Genomic DNA, 20,057 nt, shown 5'->3' with positions numbered 1-20,057 from the left:
GTCCCGAAGCGCTGCAGTGGCCTCAGAGTTTGGCGCCTTCCCGGCCGCCCGCGCCATGTCTGTCGCCCCAGGCCGGATGCCAGGGGAACGTTCATGCCGCATTCAGGTCATGATTGGCAGGTTTGGATCGCGCCGTGTCGACATGTTGCAAGATTTGATATGTCGAATCGTGTCTTTTGATTCAGTGTGCGCCGCAAGCGCCGGATTTCCGAAGACTTGCCTCAAAGACTTGCCTCAAAGACTTGCCTCCAGAGACTTGCCCCCAAGGACGAGAAGGAAGACCAAATGAAATACCTGTTCGCCGCCGCCATGCTTGCCAGCGCGGTCGTCGGTTTCAGCGAAGCGGCCAGCGCCGCCGAGGGCTGCGGCCGTGGGTTCTATCGCGGCCCCTATGGGAATTGTCGCCCGATGCGCGGCGCGGTCGTCGTGCGCCCGGCTCCCGTGTATGTAGCCCCACCGGTCGTCGTCGTGCCGCGCGCGCGCGTGTGCCCCTACGGCTTCCGCTGGTACGCCGGCCGCTGCCGCCCGTTCTGATCTTCCGACATTGTCGAGATGGCCGCGCGGCGAAAGCCTGCGCGGCCATTTTCGTTTCGGCGGCTGCTGGCGACGATTCGCTCCTCCGTGAAAATTGCAGCACTCCGGAATCGAAACGGGGATCGCCGGCTGCGATCCCCGTCCAGTTCACGACTTTGCCGGGCTCACCAGCCGTGGCGGCGGTGCCAGCGCCGGTAATGCCGGCGCCAATGACGACGGCGCCAGCCCCAGTGGCGGTGATGGCCGTGCCAGTGCACCTGCTCGGGCGTGAGCTTGCCGGCTTCCTCGCTGGTGGTGACGGCGGGATGAGCGTCGGGATTGCCTTCCGGCATGCGCGCGGAATCGCCGAGCGGATGCGGTGACAGCGGCGCGGCCTGCGCAGTCGCGGCGAACGCGGCGGCACCCGCCGTCAGTCCCAATGCAAATTTCAAAAAGTTCCGGCGCTCCATGACATGTCCTCTGGGCTATCGGCTAAGTGATGCAGGGGAAGTGTCGCGGTCACGACATGAACCGAGGCTGAATCCCGTGTTCAGATTCCCTGGTGACGTGAGGCGAAATTGGTAGCCCGGATGAAGCGCAGCGCAATCCGGGATTCATGCCGGGATTCATGCATCGAATGACGCTCGCGCTCCATCCGGGCTACGCCATCTCCCTACCTGGAAAACTCCTGCGCCAGCACCAGCGTCTCGCGCGAGCGCTTGACGTCCGGCCAGTCGCGGATGAAATCGGCGACGAGCTTCTGCAAGGCATCGCCCTTCAGCATCGCCGCGAGCTTGGCCTCGTCGTCGAACTGATACATCGCCTGGTGCAGCGAGGGGTCGTCGAGGCTCCAGAACCGCCACGCCTTGGCTACGCCGAATGCCTTCACCGCGTCGGGCACATGTTCCGTCTCGTACCATCGATCGAAGGCGGCGCGCTGTTCGGCGTCGGGAACGACGGCACGAACGACGAAGAAGGCTGCTGGCATCGGGTTTCCTCCTGTTGCTTGGCACGAACCTAGCCGCTTCAGGCGCCGACGACAAAAAGAGTTGGCGGGGGTGTCGGAACGAACGCTCTTCGCTCGTCCTTGCTTTGAAACCGGACACGGAGACAGCACATGGCCGACCTCACCCTGACCACCTTCAACTGGGTTCCCGAAGCGCCGCGCGGTTTCGTGCGCGACCTGCGCGTGCGCTGGGCGCTCGAGGAGGCCGGTCTGCCCTATCGCGTCGCCAGCGCGCCGTTCGACGATCGCGGGCCCGCGCATCTCGCGCATCAGCCGTTCGGCCAGGTGCCGTGGCTGACCGACGGCGACATCTCGATCTTCGAGACCGGCGCGATCCTGCTGCATCTCGGCGGGCTCAGCGAGAAGCTGATGCCATCCGATCCGCGCGGCCGCAGCGAGACCACGGAATGGGTGTTCGCGGCGCTCAATTCGGTGGAGATGGCCAGCCTGCCCTGGGGCATGTCGAAGTTCATGGGACATCCGACCGACACCGCGGCGTGGAAATTCGTCGACGACTTCCTCAAGCTTCGCCTGAAGCATCTCGAGCCGGTGCTCGCCAGCCGCGAATGGCTGGCCGGCTCGTTCTCCGTCGCCGACATCCTGATGGCGGATGTGCTGCGCGTCATCGATGGTTTCGGCGCGCTGGCTGACAGTCCCGCCTGTCGCGCCTACGTCGCGCGCGCCACCGGCCGCCCGGCGTTCATCAAGGCCCACGCCGACCAGATGGCGCATTTCGCCGCGGCGGATCAGGCGCGCAAAACGTGATGCGCCTCACATAACCGATCCCGTGTCCGGGATACAGTCGCCAGCGAAAGGAAGCAGTTTCGAAAGGTGACCCATGGTCCGCATCGAATATCTCAAGCGACAGATCGCCCGCGCCGAGCGGCTGGCCAAGGCCATCCTCGACCGCCGGACCGCCGACCGGCTTCAGGCCTTCGCCGCCGAATGCCGTACCGAATTGTCTGAGCTGACGCTCAAGTCCGCCGCGTGAGGCGTGCTGGCGCCGGATGCGTCAGCTACGTAGGGCGGATTAGCGCCAGCGTAATCCGCCACTTCTCGATCCGGTGACGCAGACCTTGGTGGATTACGCTATCGCTAATCCACCCTACCCGTCACACCAGCTTCAGCGGCGCATCGGCGACGAGGCGCAAGTCGATATTGCCGATCAACGCCGCACGGCGCGCCTCCGCAGCGCTGATGGCATCGTCCGTCTGCCGCAATGTACTGACGTTCGAGCCGAGCGACACGATCCCGCCGAGCACCAGCGCAATCGATCCGAGCGCTGCGGTCTGACCGAAGCCGAATACACCGAGGATCGTCACCACCAGCAGCGCCGCCCCGCCCCCGATCGCGATCTTGGACGCAAGGATGTATTTGCGGCAGCGTTCGGCGATCTCGGCGAGCCGCTCGATGCGGTCTTCGATGTCGGAGATTTCGTCGGTAGGATTTGCTTTAGTCATTCTAGTATGTAAGGGGCTTGACCAACTCGTCTCCTAACCCACGCGCCTGTTGCTCAGTGGACGGACCCGCCGCTCTATTCATTTGCCACCCGCGGATCTTGCAGACATCCAAATCTTCTCAGCGAGATTTTCAACATAGTTGCGGTTATCGTCGAATATTGAACTCTCGCCCTTCTTCAAAATGAAGTTTCGCTCTGTCTTCGACAGACTGTCGACCAATTTCGCAACCGAGCCCTTTCTCTCAAGAGCGAGGCGAATACCTGCCTCCCTCGCGTCTAGGTTCGTCAACTCATTGTTGTAGTACTTTATGTCTACTTGGTTCTTCACATATAGTCGTAAGAAGAAGAACCCAACTGTTTGAAGCAGGAGAGCGAAGCCTAACCGATAGAGTAATTCGCGGCTAACAAACTCGTTAAGACTTTGCCCATTCTGAACAAAAGCAAAAACCCCAAGCGCGGAAAGGGAAAAAAGAGAGAAAGCCAATCCGTAAAGCAAGTGAGAACGTCCAGAATTTCTGAGTGATAAAATTTCGTCCGTAAGGCGCTCCCGGCTATCAGCAAGATTCGCCGCCCATGACGGCGGCCGCTCAGGTACCGGCGCCCTCAAGAGCTCAGCATCAATTCGTTTTACGACTTCCTCTCGATTTTTCTCCTCCAATGATAAGCTGTTTACAATTGTTTCTGAGAGCTCCTTCCTTTCAGACTCGAATTTAAGTCGCTCTCGTCGAAGTTTGATATATTGGCTGTAAAAGCGCGCCAGCGTCTGGATCAGAGCAAATGCAATCGCAATTGATCCTGCGATCGCCGGAGCCGCCCCCTTTATCAGTTCAACTAATACCTCCATGTCGCCCCCCGTCAGCATTGACTGGAGAGCAGACTACATAATCAATCTAAAGTAGCAACAGCGACGAACCGATCGACTACCCCTCACAACGGCAAATTGTCGTGCTTCTTCGCCGGCGTTTCCACCTTCTTGTCCTTCAGCATCGCCAGCGCCCGCGCGATCCGCTTCCTCGTCGAGTGCGGCATGATGACGTCGTCGATATAGCCGCGCTCGGCGGCGATGAAGGGTGACAGGAAGCGGTCTTCGTATTCCTTGGTGCGGGCGGCGATCTTGTCGGGGTCGCCGATGTCGCTGCGGAAGATGATCTCCACCGCGCCCTTGGCGCCCATCACCGCGATCTGGGCGGTCGGCCAGGCGTAATTCATGTCGGCGCCGATCTCCTTGGAGGCCATGACGTCGAAGGCGCCGCCATAGGCCTTGCGGGTGATGATGGTGACGAGCGGCACGGTGCACTGCGAATAGGCGAACAGGAGTTTCGCGCCGTGCTTGATCAGGCCGCCATATTCCTGCGCGGTGCCCGGCAGGAAGCCCGGCACGTCGACGAAGGTGACGATCGGGATGTTGAAGGCGTCGCAGAAGCGGACGAAGCGCGCCGCTTTCCTGGAGGCGTCAGAGTCGAGCACGCCGGCCAGCACCATCGGCTGGTTGGCGACGAAGCCGACGGTGCGCCCGGCGATGCGGCCGAAGCCGGTGACGATGTTCTTGGCGAACATGTCGGCGATCTCGAAGAAATCGCCCTCGTCCACGACCTTCAGGATCAGCTCCTTCATGTCGTAGGGCTTGTTCGGATTGTCGGGGATCAGCGTGTCGAGCGACATGTCGACGCGGCCGATGTCGTCGAAGCTCGGCCATTCCGGCACGCCGTCGGTGTTGTTGGACGGCAGGAAATCGATCAGGCGACGCATCTGCAGGAGCGTCTCGACGTCGTTCTCGAAGGCGCCGTCGGCGATCGAGGAGCGCGTGGCGTGCACCGAGGCGCCGCCGAGCTCTTCGGCGGTGACGACCTCGTTGGTGACGGTCTTCACGACGTCAGGGCCGGTGACGAACATGTAGCTGGTGTTCTTCACCATGAAGATGAAGTCGGTCATCGCAGGCGAATAGACGTCGCCGCCGGCGCAGGGGCCCATGATGACGGAGATCTGCGGGATCACGCCGGAGGCGAGCACGTTGCGGCGGAACACGTAGGAATAGCCGGCGAGCGCGGCGACGCCTTCCTGGATGCGGGCGCCGCCCGCGTCATAAAGGCCGATGATGGGCGCCCTCGCCTTCATCGCCATGTCCTGGAGTTTTGTGATCTTCAGCGCATGGGTTTCGGAGAGCGAGCCGCCGAACACGGTGAAGTCCTTGGCGAAGACGAACGTCTTGCGGCCGTTCACCGTGCCCCAGCCGGTGACGACGCCGTCGCCGGGCACCTTGCTCTTCTCCATGCCGAACTCGGTGGAGCGGTGCTCGACGAACATGTCGAACTCCTCGAACGATCCCTTGTCGAGCAGGAGCTCGATGCGCTCACGCGCGGTCAGCTTGCCGCGGGCGTGCTGCGCCTCGATGCGCTTCTCCCCGCCGCCGAGCTTGGCACCGGCACGACGATCTTCAAGGGCGTCCAGGATGTGTTTCATTTGCTCCCGCCAATTCTTAACTAAGTCACGCTTGCCGGGGGTTCTAACACGGCATTTTGCGAGCCGGGAAGCCGCTTTCGGCGCCGCAGGGCTGCCCTGAGGTAGCGTGAAAGCGCAAGGAATTACAAAGTTTTGCCTGGGAGACGTCGATGGACGACCGAACGACCGAAACAGGGGCTGCGACGGGCGGCGTCAGGATCCTGCTGCGCCTGGAGGGACTGACACTGTTCGCGGGCATGGTGATGCTCTACTGGGCCTGGGACGGCTCCTGGCTGGTGTTTGCCCTGCTGTTCTTCGTCCCCGATCTGAGCTTCCTGGCATACCTCGCCGACGCGCGCTTCGGCGCGATGGTCTACAACGCCGCCCACAGCTACATGGCGCCGGTGGCGCTGCTGACCCTCGGCTTTGGCCTCACCTCACCGCTCACCCTGTCCATCGCCTTGATCTGGCTCGCCCATATCGGCATCGACCGAGCGCTGGGCTATGGGCTGAAATATTCTGCCGGGTTCGGCTTCACCCATCTGGGTCGGATCGGCCGGCAGAAGGACGCCTGACGGCTTCAAGCTTCGGCCGGCTGCGTAGCCCCGACGGAGCCAACGGGTCGGCGCGGAGCGCCGCCCGATGACAGGCTCCGCGTCATCCGGGGTCGGGCCCCACGCTGCACCGTCCCGGATTTCGCTCCGCTCCATCCGGGCTACGCGATCGCATTTCGCGCGCCAGCCGGTTGACCGGGCTTGCCGATTCAGGCTTGCTCTGCCCTCGCGATCAGACGCCGAATGTTGCGTGAGCCCAGTCGGTACGGCGGCGGTCCCAAAGGCCTTGGCTCAGCATCACCTCATGTCCGCGACGGTCGTCCCCCTGCCGCCGAACTCATCGTCCGAAACCATCGACTTCCTGCGGCGGATGGCCAGCATGGTGTCGGGGCGGAATGGCGAGATGCTGCTGCGCGCCGCAAGCCTGATCGAGCAGCTCGGCCAGCGGGCGATGTCCGCCGAGCGGCTCTATCACGAGCAGCAGATCGAGAGCACCCGCAACGCCGAGCTGCGCGAGGCCGCCGAGCTCGCCTCCGATGCCATGGTCGGCCAGATCGAGACGCTGCGGGCGCAGCTTGCCGAGGTCACCGCGGCAGCCGCCGCCGAGCGCGCCGCGTTCGACGCCGAGCGTGGCAAGCTGATCAGCCTGATGCAGAATGCCGAGAGCCATATCGGCAAGCTCACGACCGAGCTCGACAGCTTGCGTGCCTCAGTCGACAGCTTCAACGAGACCGCGGTCTCGGTGCCGATCGAGGTGCTGCGGCTGGCGCGCACGCAGTTCGATTTCCTGTCCGCCGGCTTTGCCCGCAAGGGTGACGTGATCTCGCAGGCGATGAGCGAGATCGGCGGCTTTGCCATCGACCAGGCGCTCACGGCGAAGAAGGCCGACAAGGCCTGAGCCGGCCGACAGCCTGCGTCAAAATTGACAGCGCGCGGCTGCGTTGTTCTACTCGCTGAAAATATCAGGGAGGATCCGATGCCGACGGCATTCCGCGTCGCTGCAACGCTCATTGCGCTCTGCGCTTCGACCATGCTCGCCCAAGCGCAATCCCTGCCGAAGGAAGTCGCCACCCGCGCCGAGATCTACCCGATCCCCTCGCTCACCCTCTCCGACCAGCAATTCCTCAGCGGCGACGCCGCCGCCGGCAAGCCGGTGACGGTCGCCGGCGAATTCCGCGTCGCGCAAGGAACCGGCAAGCTTCCGGTCGTGGTGCTGATGCACGGCTCCAGCGGCGTCGGCGCCACCACCGAAGCCTGGGTGCACGCCTTCAACGCCATGGGCATCTCGACCTTCGTGATCGACGGCTTCACCGGCCGCGGGCTGACGGTGGTCGGGCCGAACCAGGCCCTGCTCGGCCGGCTCAACCTGATCATCGACATCTATCGTTCGCTGGAGATTTTGGCGAAACACCCGCGCGTCGATCCTGACCGCATCGTGCTGATGGGCTTTTCGCGCGGCGGACAGGCAACGCTCTATGCCAGCCTCGACCGCTTCAACAAGCTCTGGAACAAGTCCGGCATCCAGTTCGCGGCCTACATCCCGTTCTACCCGGATTGCTCGACGACCTATGTCGGCGACAGCGAGGTCGCCGCGCGCCCGATCCGCATCTTCCACGGCACGCCCGACGACTACAATCCCGTGAAGAGCTGCAAGGCCTTCGTCGAGCGGCTGAAGACGGCCGGGCGCGACGTGGTGCTGACCGAATACCCCGACAGCGCGCACGGCTTCGACAGCGGCCTGCTCGGCGTCAGCACCGTCAACGTGTCGACCAACGCGCAGACCGTCCGCAATTGCCGGATCAAGGAAGGCGACGGCGGCGTGCTGATGAACGGCGACACCAATGCGCCCTTCACCTACAAGGATGCCTGCGTCGAGCTGAACCCGCATGTCGGCGGCAATCCGAAGACGGCCGCGGAATCACGCAAGGCGGTGGAGGAGTTCCTGCAGGCGTTGTTCAAGCTGGGGTGAGCGCCTGCTCCGCAGCACAGTGCCGTAGGGTGGGCAAAGCGAAGCGTGCCCACGAACCGCCGATGACGGAGAGAGATCGTGGGCACGGCGCTGCGCGCCTTTGCCCACCCTACGGCACCGCAATTCTATCGCGGGCTTCTCGCGCTTCCTACGGCTCGCCCGGCTTGAACGGCTCCTCCTTGCCGGGCGGCACGGTCTCCTCCGCCATCGCCAGCAGCATCGCGACCATCACGTAATTGCCGGCGAGCGCGGTGAGATCGACGATCTGCTGATCGTTGAACACCTTCTTGGCCCGTGCAAAGGTCTCGTCGGAGACTTTCCTGGTCGCGGTCAGCTCGGTGACGAAGTCATAGACCACGGTCTCGTCCTCGGCCATCTTCGACGGCCGCTTGTTGGCCTTCAGCTCTGCGATGATGTCGGACGACAGCCCCGCCTTCGCCGCGAGCGGCGCGTGGGCAAACCACTCCACCTGCGAGCGCCATTGCCGTCCGATGATCAGGATCGCGAACTCGTTGAGCTTGGTCGGGACCGAGGTCTCCCAGCGCAGATAGTGAAACAGGTCGAACAGGCGCTGGCCGAGCACGGGGCTGCGGATCATCGGGTTGTAAGGACCGCCGATGCCGACGCTCGACACCTTCATGATCTGCTCGCCGAGCGGCTTCTGCTTGGCATCGAGCTGATCCATGGTCAGTTGCGGAAAGCGCGGCTCCTTGCTGGTCGCGGGTGCTGCAAACATCGTTGCGGCGAGCCAGCCGCCGGCGGCGGCAAGCGTGATCGACGACAGCCAGAGCGGTGTTGCGTTCATTGTTGTCCTCCCGATTTTTCCTGGTGGGAGGATGCTAGTCGAGCGGCGCCGGCGCGGTAGCGCTATATCGCGCCGATCTCGGCAAGGCAGGCTTGCGCCAACGGCATGCGCTCCCCGACGAGGCGCGACTCCCCGCAATCCATGTTGAGCGCGAACACGGTGTGCGCCTCGCCCTTCTCGGCCCAGCCGACCATCCACCCCAGCGACGGCTCGCCGCGCTCGGCACCCAAGAGGCCCGACTTGGCGCGGATGACGCTGTCGTCCACCTTCGTGACCGGCAGGATGTCGGCGACGAGATCCTGGCTGCGCTTGGAGATCGGGAGCGCACGACGGCGCAGCCGGTCGACGAAATCGATCTGCTCGACCGGATCGATGCGCAAATTCCCGGTGAGCCAGAACTGGTCGATACCGCCGCCGATGTCGCGATTGCCGTAGTCGAACTCGTCGACATATTTCTGCATGCGCTCCTGCCCGATCCGGCGCGCGATCTCCTGATAGACCGGCACCGCGCTGACCGCGATGGCGCTGCGCAGCGTGTGGTCCTTGTTCCAGGCCTCGATCGGACGCTTGACGCCGTCCCAGGGGAACACGTCCTTGTCGGGGTCAGTGACGACGCCCGTCTCCAGCGCGATCAGCGAGTTCGGGATCTTGAAGGTCGAGGCCGGCAGCTTACCCTCGCCCGAGCGCTCCTTGTCGCTGGCAACGATCAGATAGTCCTCGACCTTGTAGCCGACGAAGGTGCCCGACGTGCCGAGATCGGTGAAACGCTTTGCGAGACTGTCACGGATTTCGTTGCGCGGCGGCGCGACATGGGCGAGCGCGCGCTGCGGCAGCATGGCGGATGCGGCGAGAAGGCCGAGGGCGGAACGGCGGTTCAGCAAGAGAGATATCCGTCAAGCCGTGGAATGGGCCGCGACCATGCAGCTGCCATCGTGGTGAAACGATGACAGTCTGGTTCTAACGCCCTCGGCCCGACAGCCGCAGCACGAACACCAGCACCTCTGCGACGGCCTTGTAGAGATCCGGCGGGATCTCCTCGCCGAGCTCGACCTTGGAGAGCGCCCCGGCCAGGATCTCGTTTTCCTCGATCGGGATGTCGTTGGCTTTGGCGATCTCGACGATCTTTTCGCCGATCGAGCCCTTGCCCTTGGCGACGACGACCGGGGCGTTGGTGCCCTTCTCGTAATGCAGCGCGATCGCGAGCTTGGAGGGATCGCTCATGTGGCGCGATCCAGGAAGTGGCCGGCGCGGGCCGGCGCCGGTTGCGGCGGCGTGCCGTCGCGGACCAGGATGTCGCCGGGCTTGAGCTCGGCCCTCGTCAGCGCCTGGTTGAGCTCGCCGATGCCGGCACGAAGCTGCTGCGCGGTCGCCGGCCGCTCCGCCCACATCCGCACGAAAGTCTTGTCGCCGCTCAGCGTGATCAACGCATGCACCGGACCGGCCGGCTCGACATTGAGCGTGAAGCGCGCGCGCCAGGCCTGCCTGGCGGGATCGGCGGATTCGTTGCCGCCGTCGCGCGAGATCTCGAACTGCGCCATCGCGGTGCCCTGCGGCGTTGCAAACGGGATCTCGAAATTCCACTGCGGCACGGCCGGGTCGATCCGATGACCGCTGGGGTCGGTGCGATCGGGGAGCGAGGCGACCTGGAGCAGCGTTTGCCGCGCGATGGCGGCGTCGGTCTCGTCGAGCAGGCGATGCACGGTTGCGGGGAGCGGCGTACCGGGCGCGAGCGACGGCGAGGCGATGGGCTGCGGCGCCGGCAATGCGCCACGGAACGGCGGCGGTGTCGCGCGCGCGGCCGCTTCGAAGATATGGCCATCGGGCACGGCCTTGTTCGAACCCGGAACGTTGCCGGTCAGGCGCGGCAGGTTTTGCGTGACCTCCTGCAGCAGGGTCGCGGCAAGGCCCGCGGACATGGTCCTCGGCATCGCGGCCTGCGCTGGGCCGCCGGCGATGTCGGCGAGCACGGCAGCGGCGGGATTGGCGTTGCGCGGCGCTTGCGATGATTGGGCGACGTCGGAGCCGGATGGCGGCAACGCGCCCGGCGCGGCCTCGCCTGGGGTCTGCGCCGGCGCGGCGGCGACCTGCGCTGTCGCCGTGGCGCTCGTCGGAAGCGCGCCCTGGGTCTGCGGCACCGCGGTTTCAATCGTGGCCAGCGTCTGGCGCAGCACCAGCAATGCCGCCTTCAGATCCGGTGCGGTCCCGGAGGACGGCGTCATGCCGGCGGCGAGCGAGGCCTCGAGGAACAGGCCTGATTTCTGGAAGGCGGATTCGATATCGCCGCCATCGAGGGCGGTGTTGAGCGGCGTCTGCTGCGCCAGCACGTCCAGCACCGCCTGCTTCAGCCCCGCCGGCAGATCGCTGCCGGTGACGATAGAGGCCAGATTGGCGAACAGCGGCCCCTGGCTGCCCTGCTTGGTGACGGCCTCGGCGGAGGCGACGGTGACGGCGACCTGCTCCGCCGGCGTCAGCGTGGCACGTGCCGCACTCGCCGACGGCGCAAGCGGCGGGCTTTCCACCAGCGACGCCGCACGCGGCGTCAACGTGATCTGATCGGTGGCCGCCTCGCCCGCCCCGTTCATGACGGCAAGGCGAATGGTGCCGTCGTGCTGCGACACCGCGAGCTGGAGATTCTGCCCCTGCGTCAGCGGCACCTCCGACATCACGTCCATCGAGAGGTTGGCGATCGCAATCCGCACCAGATTGTCCGCCATCACGCTGAGGACCCTGGCGTCCACGACGCTGCCGGCCTGCAGCACGAGATCGGGCGTCGCCGCATCAGCCAAGGGGCTGGCGGCACTGACGGGAAGGATGGACGTGACCGGCGTCGGCATCTCAGGGGACCCAAGGGGAGCCCCCACCCTAACGCCCGCGTCGTAAACCTCTCGTTAAGGACCTTTGGCCGCGGAGGCCTTTGCCGCCGACAAGACCGTCACGGCAGCCTCGAAATCCCTGAGCCGCGTGGCCCGGCGGGCGGCCGCCTCCTCGTCCACGCCCCATTGCTCGCTGTTCCAGTCCTCATCGACATGGGCGGCATCCCAGATCTGCCCGGCATCGCGCACGCCATGGGCCAGAGCCAGGGCCAGCAGCGCGGAGCCGGTCAGGGTCGTCACCACATGGAGCGCGGCGACCGACCAGGCATCCTCCGGCAGCGCCGCGCGGGCGGCCCGAAGCGCCTCCTCCGGCTGCTTCACATGCATGACGCCCTCGGACAGGATGAAATGCGCCCCGAGCGTCTCCGCCGCCCAGAACAGGACGGGATCCCAATGCGCGGCCTCGCGGGCGACGAGCCCTTCCGGGTGGCCGGCGCGGTAGAACAGCAGATCGGACTCGAAATATTTTGCAAGATCGTCACTCACGAGCGCGACGCGGTCGACGACGCCCTCGACCACGCTGTTGGCAATGCGCGTCAGCGGCATGCTCACCGGATCAATGCTCTCGCCCTGAGCCGCCCATTCCGCGGCCACGGCATCGGCGAGCGCCCGCGCGGGGATCACCACCTGGCGGCCCGAGGGCGTGCGGATCGGCTTGCCGTCGAGCGTGATGGCAAAGCCGCCCTCGGCCTCCGCGACGCCGGCCTCCTTGTAGAAGCGCTTGCGCAGCGGGGTGCGCGCGGACGCACGCGCCGATTCCCGCGGATCCGGCGGAGGCTGGCTTGCGGCTTCTTCGAACAATTCGCGCATGTGAGTTTTCGGTCCCGGTCGCTGGATGCTAGGCTTCTAAGATAAATCCTGTGGCCGATAAAGCGAGCAGCGGCATGAGGGAACTTGCGGGGATCGTGGCCCTGCTCGCCGGGCTTTGGCCAACCGCGGCGGAGGCCGGCTTTCGCACTCCGGAATCGCTGGTGCGCAACGTCTATGCCCATTACGGCGAAGGGGCGCCGGAGCTGTCCGGGGGCCTGCCGCGCGATGCGGCCACCACCCGCCAGTTCTTCGATCCGAGCCTGCGCAAGGCGTGGAGCGCACCGCGGGCCGAGCCCTACGACTTCCTGGTGCAGAGCCGAAGCTGGAAGCTCGGGCCGGTCGCGATCGCGGTCGTCCGCAGACAATACGACAAGACCTATGTCGCCGCGAATTTCGACAATCGCGGCAGAGCCGTGGTGCTGAACTTCATCCTGGTCAACGGTCCCGAGGGCTGGCTGATCACGGATGTCGAGAGCCCGCACGATTCCTTGCGGATGTTTCTGGAGCAGTTCCGGAAGTGAGGGGGGCTGTCATGCCCCGGCTTGACCGGGGCATCCAGTACGCCGTGGCGGACATCGTGAGAGCAGGCTCTCAAACGCTGGCCTCTGGAATACTGGATCGCCCGCCTTCGCGGGCGATGACACCGAGTGTTTGGCGCGCCCCGCCGCCTACTCCTCCGGCGCGTTCTCGATCGGGTCGAACCTGCTCGCATCCAGCCCGAGCAGATTCCACGACTGCTGCATGTGCGGCGGCAAAGGCGCGGTGGCGTCGATCACGCCGCCGCGCGGATGCGGAATGACGATGCGGCGTGCCAGGAGATGCAACCGGTTCTGCAGGCCGCCCGGCAGCTGCCAGTTCTCGATGTTGAAATATTTGGGATCGCCGACGATGGGATGGCCGATATGGGCCATGTGGGCGCGGAGCTGGTGGGTGCGGCCCGTCACCGGCTTCAGCGACACCCAGGTCAGCTTGTTGCCGGCGGTCTCGACCACCGCGTAATAGGTCACCGCGTGGCTGGCGCCCTCGTCGCCGTGCTGGGCGATGCGCATGATGGTGTCGTCCTCGCTCTCTTCCTTGGCGAGGAAGGTCGAGATGCGGCCCTGCTTCGGCTTCGGCAGGCCCGGCACCAGCGCCCAATAGACCTTGCGCGCAGAGCGCGAGCGGAACGCGCCGGTCAGATGCGAGGCGGCAAAGCGCGTCTTGGCGATCAGCAGGCAGCCCGAGGTCTCGCGATCGATACGGTGCACGAGGCGCGGCTTCTGGCCCTTGGCATCCCGCATCACCTCCAGCATCTGGTCGATGTGGCGGGTCATGCCGGAGCCGCCCTGCACGGCTAGGCCGGCCGGCTTGTTGAGGACGAGGACGTCGTCATCCTCGTAGATCGTCATCTCCTTGAGCGCCTTGAGCGTCTTCTGCGCGGCGTCCGAGAGCTCGCCGACGACCTTGGGCGCATCGAGCTTGAGCGGCGGAATGCGGACGCTCTGGCCCTCCTCCAGGCGGTCCTTGCTGTCGACGCGCCTGCCGTCGACGCGCAGCTCGCCTTTGCGCACGACGCGCTGGATGTGGGAGAACGACAGGCCCGGAAAGCGCGCCTCGAGGAAACGGTCCACGCGCATGTTGTTCTCGTCGGCCGTCACCTTGACGGTCTGCACCTTGGTTGGCAGCAGCGCCTCGACCGGCTCTTTGGGCGCAGGCCTTTCGAACTCAGCCTTCTCCAGCCTGGCCTTGGGCGGACGCCGCTCGGCGCGCTCGCCGGCAAACCGCGGCGGCTTGCCGCCGGGTTTACCGCCCGGCTTGCCACCGGGACGCGGCCCGGCCTTCTTCGCGCTCCGCGCCTGATGCGGGCGTGAGTCGTCACGCTCGTCACGCGAACGCGGCTTTGGGTTCATTCTCTTGATACGGCGGCTCATGGCTGCCTGCCTACCCTAAAAGCCGGCGGCCGTCACGGTGAAACGGCCATTTCTAGCGCGAGCCGCCCCGCTCTTTGCGCAGCTTGGCCCAGTAATCCAGCCGCTTGCGGATCTCCCGCTCGAAGCCGCGCTCGGGCGGGTCGTAGAAGGTCTGGCGGCCCAGGGCTTCGGGAAAATAGTCCTGGCCGGAGAAGGCGTCGGGGGCGTCGTGGTCGTATTCGTAGGCGGCGCCGTAGCCTTCCGACTTCATCAGTTGCGTCGGCGAGTTGAGGATGTGCTTTGGCGGCAGCAACGAGCCTCCGTGTTTTGCGGTCTGCATCGCGGCCTTGAAGGCCGTGTAGACCGCGTTCGATTTCGGCGCGGTGGCGAGATAGACGACGGCCTGCGCGATCGCGAGCTCGCCCTCGGGATGGCCGAGGAAGTCGAAGGCGTCCTTGGCCGCATTGGCGATCACGAGTCCTTGCGGGTCCGCAAGGCCGATATCCTCGACCGCCATGCGCACGACGCGGCGCGCCAGGAACAGCGGGTCCTCGCCGGCATCCAGCATGCGGCAGAGATAATATAGCGCCGCATCGGGATCGGAGCCGCGCACCGATTTATGCAGTGCGGAGATCAGGTTGTAATGGCCGTCGGCCGACTTGTCGTAGATCGGCGCGCGCCGCTGCAGGATCTCCTGCAGCTGCGCGGCATTGAAAATCTCGTCCGCCCGCGCCGAGCGCCAGACTTCCTCGGCGAGCGTCAGCGAGGCGCGGCCATCGCCATCGGCCATGCGCACCAGAACGGCCCTCGCCTCGGCATCGAGCGGCAGCTTCCTGCCCTCGATCTCCTCGGCATGTGCGAACAGCTTTTCGATCGCGGCGGCGTCCAGCGAGCGAAACACCAGCACGCGCGCGCGAGACAACAACGCCGCGTTGAGCTCGAAGGACGGGTTCTCCGTGGTGGCGCCGACCATGACAACGGTGCCGTCTTCCATCACGGGCAGAAAGGAATCCTGCTGGGCGCGGTTGAACCTGTGCACCTCGTCGACGAACAGCAGCGTGCCCTTGCCCATCTCGCGGCGGGCGCGCGCGGCGTCGAATGCCTTCTTCAAATCGGCGACGCCGGAGAACACCGCGGAGATCTGCTCGAAGTGCAGGTCGGTCGCATCCGCCAGGAGCCGCGCCACCGTGGTCTTGCCGGTGCCGGGCGGACCCCAGAACACCAGCGAGCCCAGCGTGCGTGTCTCCAGCATGCGCGTCAGGGCACCGTCGGGACCGAGGATGTGATCCTGGCCGACGACCTCCGACAGCACGCGCGGGCGCAACCGATCCGGCAGCGGATGCGGCGCCTCGTGGTCGAGCCCCGCCGCCGCGAAGAGAGTTGGCGTCTGCTGTGGTCGCTTCGGACTCATCCGCCCAGCGTGACGTTGATCTGCTGGCCGTTACGCACCAGCGTGATGCGCCAGAGCCTCGGCCGCTCGCCGGCGGCCCTCTCGAGGTCTCCGGTCTTGCTGATCCTCTGGTTGTTGACGAGCAGGATGACGTCGCCCTTCTGGAAGCCGACATTTGCGGCCGCGCTGTCGCCGCCAAGATCGGTGATCACGACGCCTTCGGTGTCGGCGTCGAGGTGCAGCTCATCGGCAACCGCCGGCGTGATGGTCGAGACCTTCGCGCCCTGGAACGGCGAGCGCGCCGTGACGACAAGCTCGTTGCGTCCTGTATCGGGCGCGGCCTCCAACGCGATCGTCAGCTTCAGCGGCTTGCCGCTGCGTTGCACGTCGATCTGCGCGGTGCCACCGAGCGGACGGGTGGCGAAGCGATATTCAAAGGCGTTGGGATCATCCACGGCCTGGCCGTCGATGCCGGTGATGAGATCGGAAGACTTCAAGCCGGCCTTCGCCGCAGGACCATTCGACACGACGCTCGCGACCAGCGCACCGGTCGGCGAGCGCAGGCCGAGGCTCTCGGCGATCTCCGGCGTCACCGCCTGCAATTTTGCCCCGAGCCAGGGACGCTTCACCGCCTTGCCGCCGCCCTTGGCGGAGGCGACGACGACGCGCACCATGTTGGCGGGGATCGCGAAGCCAATGCCCTGCGAGCCGCCGGAGCGCGAATAGATCGCGGTGTTGATGCCGGCGAGCTTGCCGCTCATGTCGACCAGCGCGCCGCCGGAATTGCCGGGATTGATCGCAGCATCGGTCTGGATGAAGAACTGGTAGTCGGTGATGCCGACCTGTGTGCGCGCCAGCGCCGAGATGATGCCGTGCGTGACGGTCTGGCCGACGCCGAACGGATTGCCGATCGCCAGCACGACGTCGCCGACCAGGAGCTCGTCGGAATTGGTGAAGTCGAGGGTCGGGAACTTCTCCTTGGTGTCCTTCATCCGCAGCACGGCAAGGTCCGTGCGCGTGTCCTTCAGCAGGATCTCGGCCTCGAACTCGCGCTTGTCCGACAGCGACACCTTCACCTGGTCCGCGCCCTCGATGACGTGGACGTTGGTGACGACGAGACCGGAGGCGTCGACGATGACGCCCGAGCCGAGCGAGCGTTGCATCTGCTCCGGCTGCTGGCCGGGCACGCCGAAGAAGCGGCGGAAGATCGGGTCGTCCAGCAGCGGGTTGCGGTTCTGCACGACCTTCGCGGCGTAGACGTTGACCACCGCCGGCTGCACCCGCTGCACGATCGGCGCATAGGAGAGCCGCAATTCGGCCGGCGAGGACGGGACCCGACGGTCCTGCGCCGCAGCCGGATTGAACTGGGCGACAAAGGCTATGCACAAGGCCGTGACGACGGCGGTCCGGATCGATCGAAACATTCCTACCTCTTGGAAAAGACGACGGAATATAGGCGCGTTCGCTCCTCAATAGAAGGGCGCAAGGCGGCAATATTCGGCCCTCGTCTGACGCCGGAAGCCTGCAGGACAAGCGTGCGGAACGGCCGTTGGCCTTGCGCGAATGCTGACTGTGTCAGGCTGGCGCGGCCGGCCCTGCCCCGACGGCTGCGCCGGACTTCAAGCCGCGCGCTTGCGTTTCTTGATCGGCTCCACTTCGGGCGCTGGCGCGCAGGACAGAAGCTGCTGGTGGCTCTCGCCCCAGGCCTTCAGGATGTCGATCACCGGCTTGAGGCTCTCGCCGAGTTCGGAGAGGCAATACTCCACGCGTGGCGGCACTTCCGCGTAGACCTTGCGGATGACGAGCTTGTCCTCCTCCAGCGCGCGAAGCTGCTTCGTCAACATGCGCTGGGTGATGCCGGGCATTCGGCGGCGCAATTCGCCGAAGCGCTGGGTGCCGCTCTGCAGGTGATAGAGGATCACGCCCTTCCACTTGCCGTCGATGAGGTCCAATGTCGCCTCGACCGAGCAGCCGGGACGGCGGGCAAAATTGCGCCGTTTCATGCACGTTTTCCCAATAGTATCCAAACAGGGACTATATCCCCGAATTTACAGTACTTGCCAAATTGGAGCCACAGCGACAGTTAGGGCGGCAGGCGAGCACGCCATCTGATGGAGACAAGCCATGAAGGCCGTCGGCTACAAGAAATCGCTTCCGATCGAGGACGCGAATTCACTGTTCGATTTCGAGACCGCAAAGCCCGAGCCCAAAGGGCGCGACATCCGCGTCGCCGTGAAAGCGATCTCCGCCAATCCGGTCGATTACAAGGTGCGCAAGCGTGCCGCGCCGCCCGAGGGCGAGACCAAGATTCTGGGTTATGACGCGGCCGGCGTGGTCGATGCCGTCGGGCCCGAGGTCACGCTGTTCAAGCCGGGTGACGAGGTGTTTTACGCGGGCTCGATCCTGCGCCAGGGCACCAACGCCGAATTCCATCTGGTCGACGAGCGCATCGTCGGCAACAAGCCGAAGTCTCTCTCGTTTGCGCAGGCCGCCGCCCTTCCCCTCACCTCCATCACCGCCTGGGAATTGCTGTTCGACCGGCTCGGCGCGGTGCCGGGCAAGAGTGTCGATCCGCGCACGCTGCTGATCACGGGCGGCGCCGGCGGCGTCGGCTCGATCCTGATCCAGCTCGCGCGCCGCCTCACCGGCCTCACCGTGCTCGCGACCGCGACGCGGCCGGAGTCGCAAAAATGGTGCCTCGATCTCGGCGCGCACGCGGTGATCGACCACGGCAAGCCGATGAAGGAGCAGATCGAGAAGCTCAAGCTGCCGCCGATCGCGCTGGTGGCGAGCCTCACCTTCACCGACCAACACTACAAGAGCATCGCGGATTTCATGGCGCCGCAGGGCCGGTTCGGCCTGATCGACGATCCCCCGGAGTTCACGATTGCCGCATTCAAGGGCAAGGCCATCTCGGTGCACTGGGAATCGATGTTCACGCGCTCCTCGTTCCAGACACCGGACATGATCGCGCAGCATCACCTGCTCAATGACGTCGCCGACCTCATCGACAAGGGCGTGCTGCGCACCACGCTCGACCAGACGTTTGGCACCATCAACGCCGCCAACCTCAAGCGCGCGCATGCGCTGCTCGAGAGCGGCAAGTCGCGCGGCAAGATCGTGCTGGAGGGGTGGTAGCGGCGACAACGTCGGTGCGTAGGGTGGGCAAAGGCGCGCTTGCGCCGTGCCCACCATCTTTCTCCAATTCGCGACAAGGGTGGGCACGCTTCGCTTTGCTCATCCTGGGGCAGCTACGATTCCGTCGCCCCCTCGACGAACAGCAGCCGCCGCTCGAGCGCCGTCTGCCGCAGCTTGAGCGCCTCGGCATATTCCGGCGAGGCGTACCACTCCTTCAGCCGCGCCATCGATGCGAATTCGACGATGACGATGGCCTTCGGCGGCAAATTGCCTTCGGCAAGCTCGGCTTTGCCGCCGCGGACGAGATAACGCCCGCCGTACTGCGCGATCGTCGTGGCGGCGAGTGCGCGGTAGGCCTCGAAGCCATCGGGATCGCGCATCTCGACTTCGGAGATCACATAGGCTGCCATGCACGGCCTCAGGCGATGGTATTGACGATGCCGCCTTCCGCGCGCAGCGCCGCGCCGTTGGTGGCGGACGCCTGCTTCGAGGCGACATAGACCACTATGTTGGCGATCTCGTCCACGCTGGCGAAGCGTTGCAGCAGGGAGCTCGGACGATGCTGCTTGACGAAATTTGCGGCGGCTTCGTCGACCGACTGGCCGTTCTGCTTCGCCAGATCCTTCACAAAGGTCTCGACTCCCTCCGACATGGTCGGACCCGGCAGCACGGAATTGACGGTGACGCCGGTGCCGCGGGTGAGCTGGGCGAGACCGCGCGCGACCGAGAGCTGGGCCGTCTTGCTCATGCCGTAGTGGATCATCTCGACGGGAATGTTGAGCCCGGACTCCGATGAGATGAAGACGATGCGGCCCCAATTGCGCTTGAGCATGCCCTTCATGTAGGCCCGCGCCAGCCGAACGCCGCTCATCACGTTGACCTCGAAGAAGCGGCTCCAATCCTCGTCCGGAATCTCGAAGAAATCCTTGGGCTCGAAGATGCCGGCGTTGTTGATGAGGATGTCGACCTCGGGCAGCGCCGCGACCAGCGCCTTGCAGCCCGCAGCCGTCGAGACGTCGGCGGCGATGCCGCGGACCTTGGTGCCCGCCGCTTCCAGCTTGCCCACGGCCGCATCGACCTTGTCCTGGCCGCGGCCGTTGATCACGACGCTGGCCCCGGAGGCTGCCAGGCCCTTGGCGATGGCTTGGCCGATGCCGGCGGTCGAGCCGGTGACGAGGGCAGTCTTTCCGGAAAGGTCGATCTTCATGAATC

General features: G+C 65.3%; 24 protein-coding genes. 8 read left to right on the top strand and 16 right to left on the bottom strand.

Going from position 1 to position 20,057, the window contains the following annotated elements; all coding sequences use genetic code 11:
• The first annotated feature begins 285 nt into the window (after positions 1 to 285).
• Positions 286 to 534 (top strand): GCG_CRPN prefix-to-repeats domain-containing protein, encoded by a 249-nt coding sequence (locus CO669_RS05735; protein ID WP_097658768.1) that lies wholly within the window; start codon positions 286 to 288, stop codon positions 532 to 534.
• Positions 535 to 698: 164 nt separating this feature from the next.
• Here CO669_RS05735 and CO669_RS05730 read toward each other — a convergent pair whose 3' ends face one another.
• Both CO669_RS05730 and CO669_RS05725 read right to left on the bottom strand, forming a co-directional pair.
• Positions 699 to 983 carry a twin-arginine translocation signal domain-containing protein gene (locus CO669_RS05730; protein ID WP_097658767.1) on the bottom strand — a complete coding sequence of 95 codons (285 nt, stop codon included), beginning with the start codon at positions 981 to 983 and terminating at the stop codon, positions 699 to 701.
• Between the two features lie 203 nt (positions 984 to 1,186).
• Complete coding sequence (locus CO669_RS05725) at positions 1,187 to 1,501, bottom strand: hypothetical protein (protein ID WP_143278622.1); 315 nt, start codon at positions 1,499 to 1,501, stop codon at positions 1,187 to 1,189.
• Positions 1,502 to 1,630: 129 nt separating this feature from the next.
• On the opposite strand from CO669_RS05725, the gene CO669_RS05720 reads away from it, so the two are divergent.
• Positions 1,631 to 2,284: a glutathione S-transferase family protein gene (locus CO669_RS05720; RefSeq protein WP_097658766.1), complete on the top strand. Its 654-nt coding sequence runs from the start codon at positions 1,631 to 1,633 to the stop codon at positions 2,282 to 2,284.
• Between the two features lie 73 nt (positions 2,285 to 2,357).
• Entirely contained in the window at positions 2,358 to 2,510 is a 153-nt protein-coding gene (locus CO669_RS35895) for a hypothetical protein (protein WP_198963854.1), read from the top strand.
• Positions 2,511 to 2,631: 121 nt separating this feature from the next.
• On the opposite strand, the gene CO669_RS05715 is transcribed toward CO669_RS35895, so the two are convergent.
• From CO669_RS05715 to CO669_RS05705, 3 genes are all read right to left on the bottom strand, one after another.
• Entirely contained in the window at positions 2,632 to 2,979 is a 348-nt protein-coding gene (locus CO669_RS05715; protein WP_097658765.1) for a hypothetical protein, read from the bottom strand.
• Between the two features lie 78 nt (positions 2,980 to 3,057).
• Positions 3,058 to 3,822, bottom strand: coding sequence for a hypothetical protein (locus tag CO669_RS05710; protein WP_143278621.1), 765 nt, complete (start codon positions 3,820 to 3,822; stop codon positions 3,058 to 3,060).
• A gap of 83 nt (positions 3,823 to 3,905) precedes the next feature.
• Positions 3,906 to 5,438, bottom strand: a complete 1,533-nt coding sequence (locus CO669_RS05705; RefSeq protein ID WP_097658763.1) for an acyl-CoA carboxylase subunit beta — start codon at positions 5,436 to 5,438, stop codon at positions 3,906 to 3,908.
• 149 nt (positions 5,439 to 5,587) lie between these two features.
• Between CO669_RS05705 and CO669_RS05700 the strand changes: the two genes are divergently transcribed.
• The 3 genes from CO669_RS05700 (at position 5,588) to CO669_RS05690 (ending at position 7,940) form a co-directional block, all read left to right on the top strand.
• Positions 5,588 to 5,992, top strand: a complete 405-nt coding sequence (locus tag CO669_RS05700) for a DUF4260 domain-containing protein (protein ID WP_097658762.1) — start codon at positions 5,588 to 5,590, stop codon at positions 5,990 to 5,992.
• A gap of 283 nt (positions 5,993 to 6,275) precedes the next feature.
• Complete coding sequence (locus tag CO669_RS05695) at positions 6,276 to 6,869, top strand: hypothetical protein (protein ID WP_198963853.1); 594 nt, start codon at positions 6,276 to 6,278, stop codon at positions 6,867 to 6,869.
• A 78-nt stretch (positions 6,870 to 6,947) separates the two neighbouring features.
• Entirely contained in the window at positions 6,948 to 7,940 is a 993-nt protein-coding gene (locus tag CO669_RS05690; RefSeq protein WP_097658760.1) for a dienelactone hydrolase family protein, read from the top strand.
• A 148-nt stretch (positions 7,941 to 8,088) separates the two neighbouring features.
• On the opposite strand, the gene CO669_RS05685 is transcribed toward CO669_RS05690, so the two are convergent.
• From CO669_RS05685 to CO669_RS05665, 5 genes are all read right to left on the bottom strand, one after another.
• Entirely contained in the window at positions 8,089 to 8,745 is a 657-nt protein-coding gene (locus CO669_RS05685; protein WP_097658759.1) for a carboxymuconolactone decarboxylase family protein, read from the bottom strand.
• Positions 8,746 to 8,807: 62 nt separating this feature from the next.
• Positions 8,808 to 9,626, bottom strand: a complete 819-nt coding sequence (gene blaOXA / locus CO669_RS05680) for a class D beta-lactamase (protein ID WP_097658758.1) — start codon at positions 9,624 to 9,626, stop codon at positions 8,808 to 8,810.
• Positions 9,627 to 9,702: 76 nt separating this feature from the next.
• Positions 9,703 to 9,966, bottom strand: a complete 264-nt coding sequence (locus CO669_RS05675; protein ID WP_097658757.1) for an EscU/YscU/HrcU family type III secretion system export apparatus switch protein — start codon at positions 9,964 to 9,966, stop codon at positions 9,703 to 9,705.
• Positions 9,963 to 11,579, bottom strand: coding sequence for a flagellar hook-length control protein FliK (gene fliK, locus CO669_RS05670; RefSeq protein WP_198963852.1), 1,617 nt, complete (start codon positions 11,577 to 11,579; stop codon positions 9,963 to 9,965). The genes CO669_RS05675 and fliK overlap by 4 nt, the downstream gene beginning before the upstream one ends.
• 54 nt (positions 11,580 to 11,633) lie before the next feature.
• Complete coding sequence (locus CO669_RS05665; RefSeq protein ID WP_097658756.1) at positions 11,634 to 12,428, bottom strand: ATP12 family chaperone protein; 795 nt, start codon at positions 12,426 to 12,428, stop codon at positions 11,634 to 11,636.
• Between the two features lie 74 nt (positions 12,429 to 12,502).
• Between CO669_RS05665 and CO669_RS05660 the strand changes: the two genes are divergently transcribed.
• Positions 12,503 to 12,949 (top strand): hypothetical protein, encoded by a 447-nt coding sequence (locus CO669_RS05660; protein ID WP_097658755.1) that lies wholly within the window; start codon positions 12,503 to 12,505, stop codon positions 12,947 to 12,949.
• A gap of 147 nt (positions 12,950 to 13,096) precedes the next feature.
• On the opposite strand, the gene CO669_RS05655 is transcribed toward CO669_RS05660, so the two are convergent.
• The 4 genes from CO669_RS05655 to CO669_RS05640 all read right to left on the bottom strand — a co-directional run bounded on the left by CO669_RS05655 (position 13,097) and on the right by CO669_RS05640 (position 17,710).
• Positions 13,097 to 14,338 carry an RluA family pseudouridine synthase gene (locus CO669_RS05655; RefSeq protein WP_097658754.1) on the bottom strand — a complete coding sequence of 414 codons (1,242 nt, stop codon included), beginning with the start codon at positions 14,336 to 14,338 and terminating at the stop codon, positions 13,097 to 13,099.
• A 52-nt stretch (positions 14,339 to 14,390) separates the two neighbouring features.
• Positions 14,391 to 15,728 (bottom strand): replication-associated recombination protein A, encoded by a 1,338-nt coding sequence (locus CO669_RS05650; RefSeq protein WP_097658753.1) that lies wholly within the window; start codon positions 15,726 to 15,728, stop codon positions 14,391 to 14,393.
• Positions 15,725 to 17,131 carry a DegQ family serine endoprotease gene (locus CO669_RS05645; protein WP_198963851.1) on the bottom strand — a complete coding sequence of 469 codons (1,407 nt, stop codon included), beginning with the start codon at positions 17,129 to 17,131 and terminating at the stop codon, positions 15,725 to 15,727. Before CO669_RS05645 ends, CO669_RS05650 begins: the two co-directional genes overlap by 4 nt.
• A 195-nt stretch (positions 17,132 to 17,326) precedes the next feature.
• The gene (locus tag CO669_RS05640) at positions 17,327 to 17,710 is read right to left on the bottom strand and encodes a winged helix-turn-helix transcriptional regulator (RefSeq protein WP_097658752.1); all 384 of its coding nucleotides are present in this window, start codon (positions 17,708 to 17,710) and stop codon (positions 17,327 to 17,329) included.
• A 121-nt stretch (positions 17,711 to 17,831) separates the two neighbouring features.
• On the opposite strand from CO669_RS05640, the gene CO669_RS05635 reads away from it, so the two are divergent.
• Positions 17,832 to 18,845 carry a zinc-binding alcohol dehydrogenase family protein gene (locus CO669_RS05635; RefSeq protein WP_097658751.1) on the top strand — a complete coding sequence of 338 codons (1,014 nt, stop codon included), beginning with the start codon at positions 17,832 to 17,834 and terminating at the stop codon, positions 18,843 to 18,845.
• Between the two features lie 113 nt (positions 18,846 to 18,958).
• Here CO669_RS05635 and CO669_RS05630 read toward each other — a convergent pair whose 3' ends face one another.
• Both CO669_RS05630 and CO669_RS05625 read right to left on the bottom strand, forming a co-directional pair.
• Positions 18,959 to 19,255 carry a DUF1330 domain-containing protein gene (locus tag CO669_RS05630; protein WP_097658750.1) on the bottom strand — a complete coding sequence of 99 codons (297 nt, stop codon included), beginning with the start codon at positions 19,253 to 19,255 and terminating at the stop codon, positions 18,959 to 18,961.
• Between the two features lie 8 nt (positions 19,256 to 19,263).
• Positions 19,264 to 20,052, bottom strand: coding sequence for an SDR family NAD(P)-dependent oxidoreductase (locus tag CO669_RS05625; protein WP_097658749.1), 789 nt, complete (start codon positions 20,050 to 20,052; stop codon positions 19,264 to 19,266).
• Between the last annotated feature and the right edge of the window lie 5 nt (positions 20,053 to 20,057).

The sequence above is a fragment of the Bradyrhizobium sp. Y36 genome (genome assembly GCF_002531575.1).
GTDB lineage: Bacteria > Pseudomonadota > Alphaproteobacteria > Rhizobiales > Xanthobacteraceae > Bradyrhizobium.
This window is presented reverse-complemented; position numbering and strand designations above follow the sequence as displayed.

Excerpts from the sequence above, each read along its gene's own strand:
- CO669_RS05710 (WP_143278621.1), bottom strand. The coding sequence starts at position 3,822 with ATGGAGGTATTAGTTGAACTGATAAAGGGGGCGGCTCCGGCGATCGCA.
- CO669_RS05725 (WP_143278622.1), bottom strand. The coding sequence starts at position 1,501 with ATGCCAGCAGCCTTCTTCGTCGTTCGTGCCGTCGTTCCCGACGCCGAA.
- CO669_RS05690 (WP_097658760.1), top strand. The coding sequence starts at position 6,948 with ATGCCGACGGCATTCCGCGTCGCTGCAACGCTCATTGCGCTCTGCGCT.
- CO669_RS05720 (WP_097658766.1), top strand. The coding sequence starts at position 1,631 with ATGGCCGACCTCACCCTGACCACCTTCAACTGGGTTCCCGAAGCGCCG.
- CO669_RS35895 (WP_198963854.1), top strand. The coding sequence starts at position 2,358 with ATGGTCCGCATCGAATATCTCAAGCGACAGATCGCCCGCGCCGAGCGG.
- CO669_RS05715 (WP_097658765.1), bottom strand. The coding sequence starts at position 2,979 with ATGACTAAAGCAAATCCTACCGACGAAATCTCCGACATCGAAGACCGC.
- CO669_RS05705 (WP_097658763.1), bottom strand. The coding sequence starts at position 5,438 with ATGAAACACATCCTGGACGCCCTTGAAGATCGTCGTGCCGGTGCCAAG.
- CO669_RS05645 (WP_198963851.1), bottom strand. The coding sequence starts at position 17,131 with ATGTTTCGATCGATCCGGACCGCCGTCGTCACGGCCTTGTGCATAGCC.
- CO669_RS05675 (WP_097658757.1), bottom strand. The coding sequence starts at position 9,966 with ATGAGCGATCCCTCCAAGCTCGCGATCGCGCTGCATTACGAGAAGGGC.
- CO669_RS05625 (WP_097658749.1), bottom strand. The coding sequence starts at position 20,052 with ATGAAGATCGACCTTTCCGGAAAGACTGCCCTCGTCACCGGCTCGACC.
- CO669_RS05665 (WP_097658756.1), bottom strand. The coding sequence starts at position 12,428 with ATGCGCGAATTGTTCGAAGAAGCCGCAAGCCAGCCTCCGCCGGATCCG.
- CO669_RS05685 (WP_097658759.1), bottom strand. The coding sequence starts at position 8,745 with ATGAACGCAACACCGCTCTGGCTGTCGTCGATCACGCTTGCCGCCGCC.
- CO669_RS05700 (WP_097658762.1), top strand. The coding sequence starts at position 5,588 with ATGGACGACCGAACGACCGAAACAGGGGCTGCGACGGGCGGCGTCAGG.
- fliK (WP_198963852.1), bottom strand. The coding sequence starts at position 11,579 with ATGCCGACGCCGGTCACGTCCATCCTTCCCGTCAGTGCCGCCAGCCCC.
- CO669_RS05695 (WP_198963853.1), top strand. The coding sequence starts at position 6,276 with ATGTCCGCGACGGTCGTCCCCCTGCCGCCGAACTCATCGTCCGAAACC.
- CO669_RS05650 (WP_097658753.1), bottom strand. The coding sequence starts at position 15,728 with ATGAGTCCGAAGCGACCACAGCAGACGCCAACTCTCTTCGCGGCGGCG.
- CO669_RS05660 (WP_097658755.1), top strand. The coding sequence starts at position 12,503 with ATGAGGGAACTTGCGGGGATCGTGGCCCTGCTCGCCGGGCTTTGGCCA.
- CO669_RS05730 (WP_097658767.1), bottom strand. The coding sequence starts at position 983 with ATGGAGCGCCGGAACTTTTTGAAATTTGCATTGGGACTGACGGCGGGT.
- CO669_RS05640 (WP_097658752.1), bottom strand. The coding sequence starts at position 17,710 with ATGAAACGGCGCAATTTTGCCCGCCGTCCCGGCTGCTCGGTCGAGGCG.
- CO669_RS05630 (WP_097658750.1), bottom strand. The coding sequence starts at position 19,255 with ATGGCAGCCTATGTGATCTCCGAAGTCGAGATGCGCGATCCCGATGGC.
- CO669_RS05655 (WP_097658754.1), bottom strand. The coding sequence starts at position 14,338 with ATGAGCCGCCGTATCAAGAGAATGAACCCAAAGCCGCGTTCGCGTGAC.
- CO669_RS05735 (WP_097658768.1), top strand. The coding sequence starts at position 286 with ATGAAATACCTGTTCGCCGCCGCCATGCTTGCCAGCGCGGTCGTCGGT.
- CO669_RS05635 (WP_097658751.1), top strand. The coding sequence starts at position 17,832 with ATGAAGGCCGTCGGCTACAAGAAATCGCTTCCGATCGAGGACGCGAAT.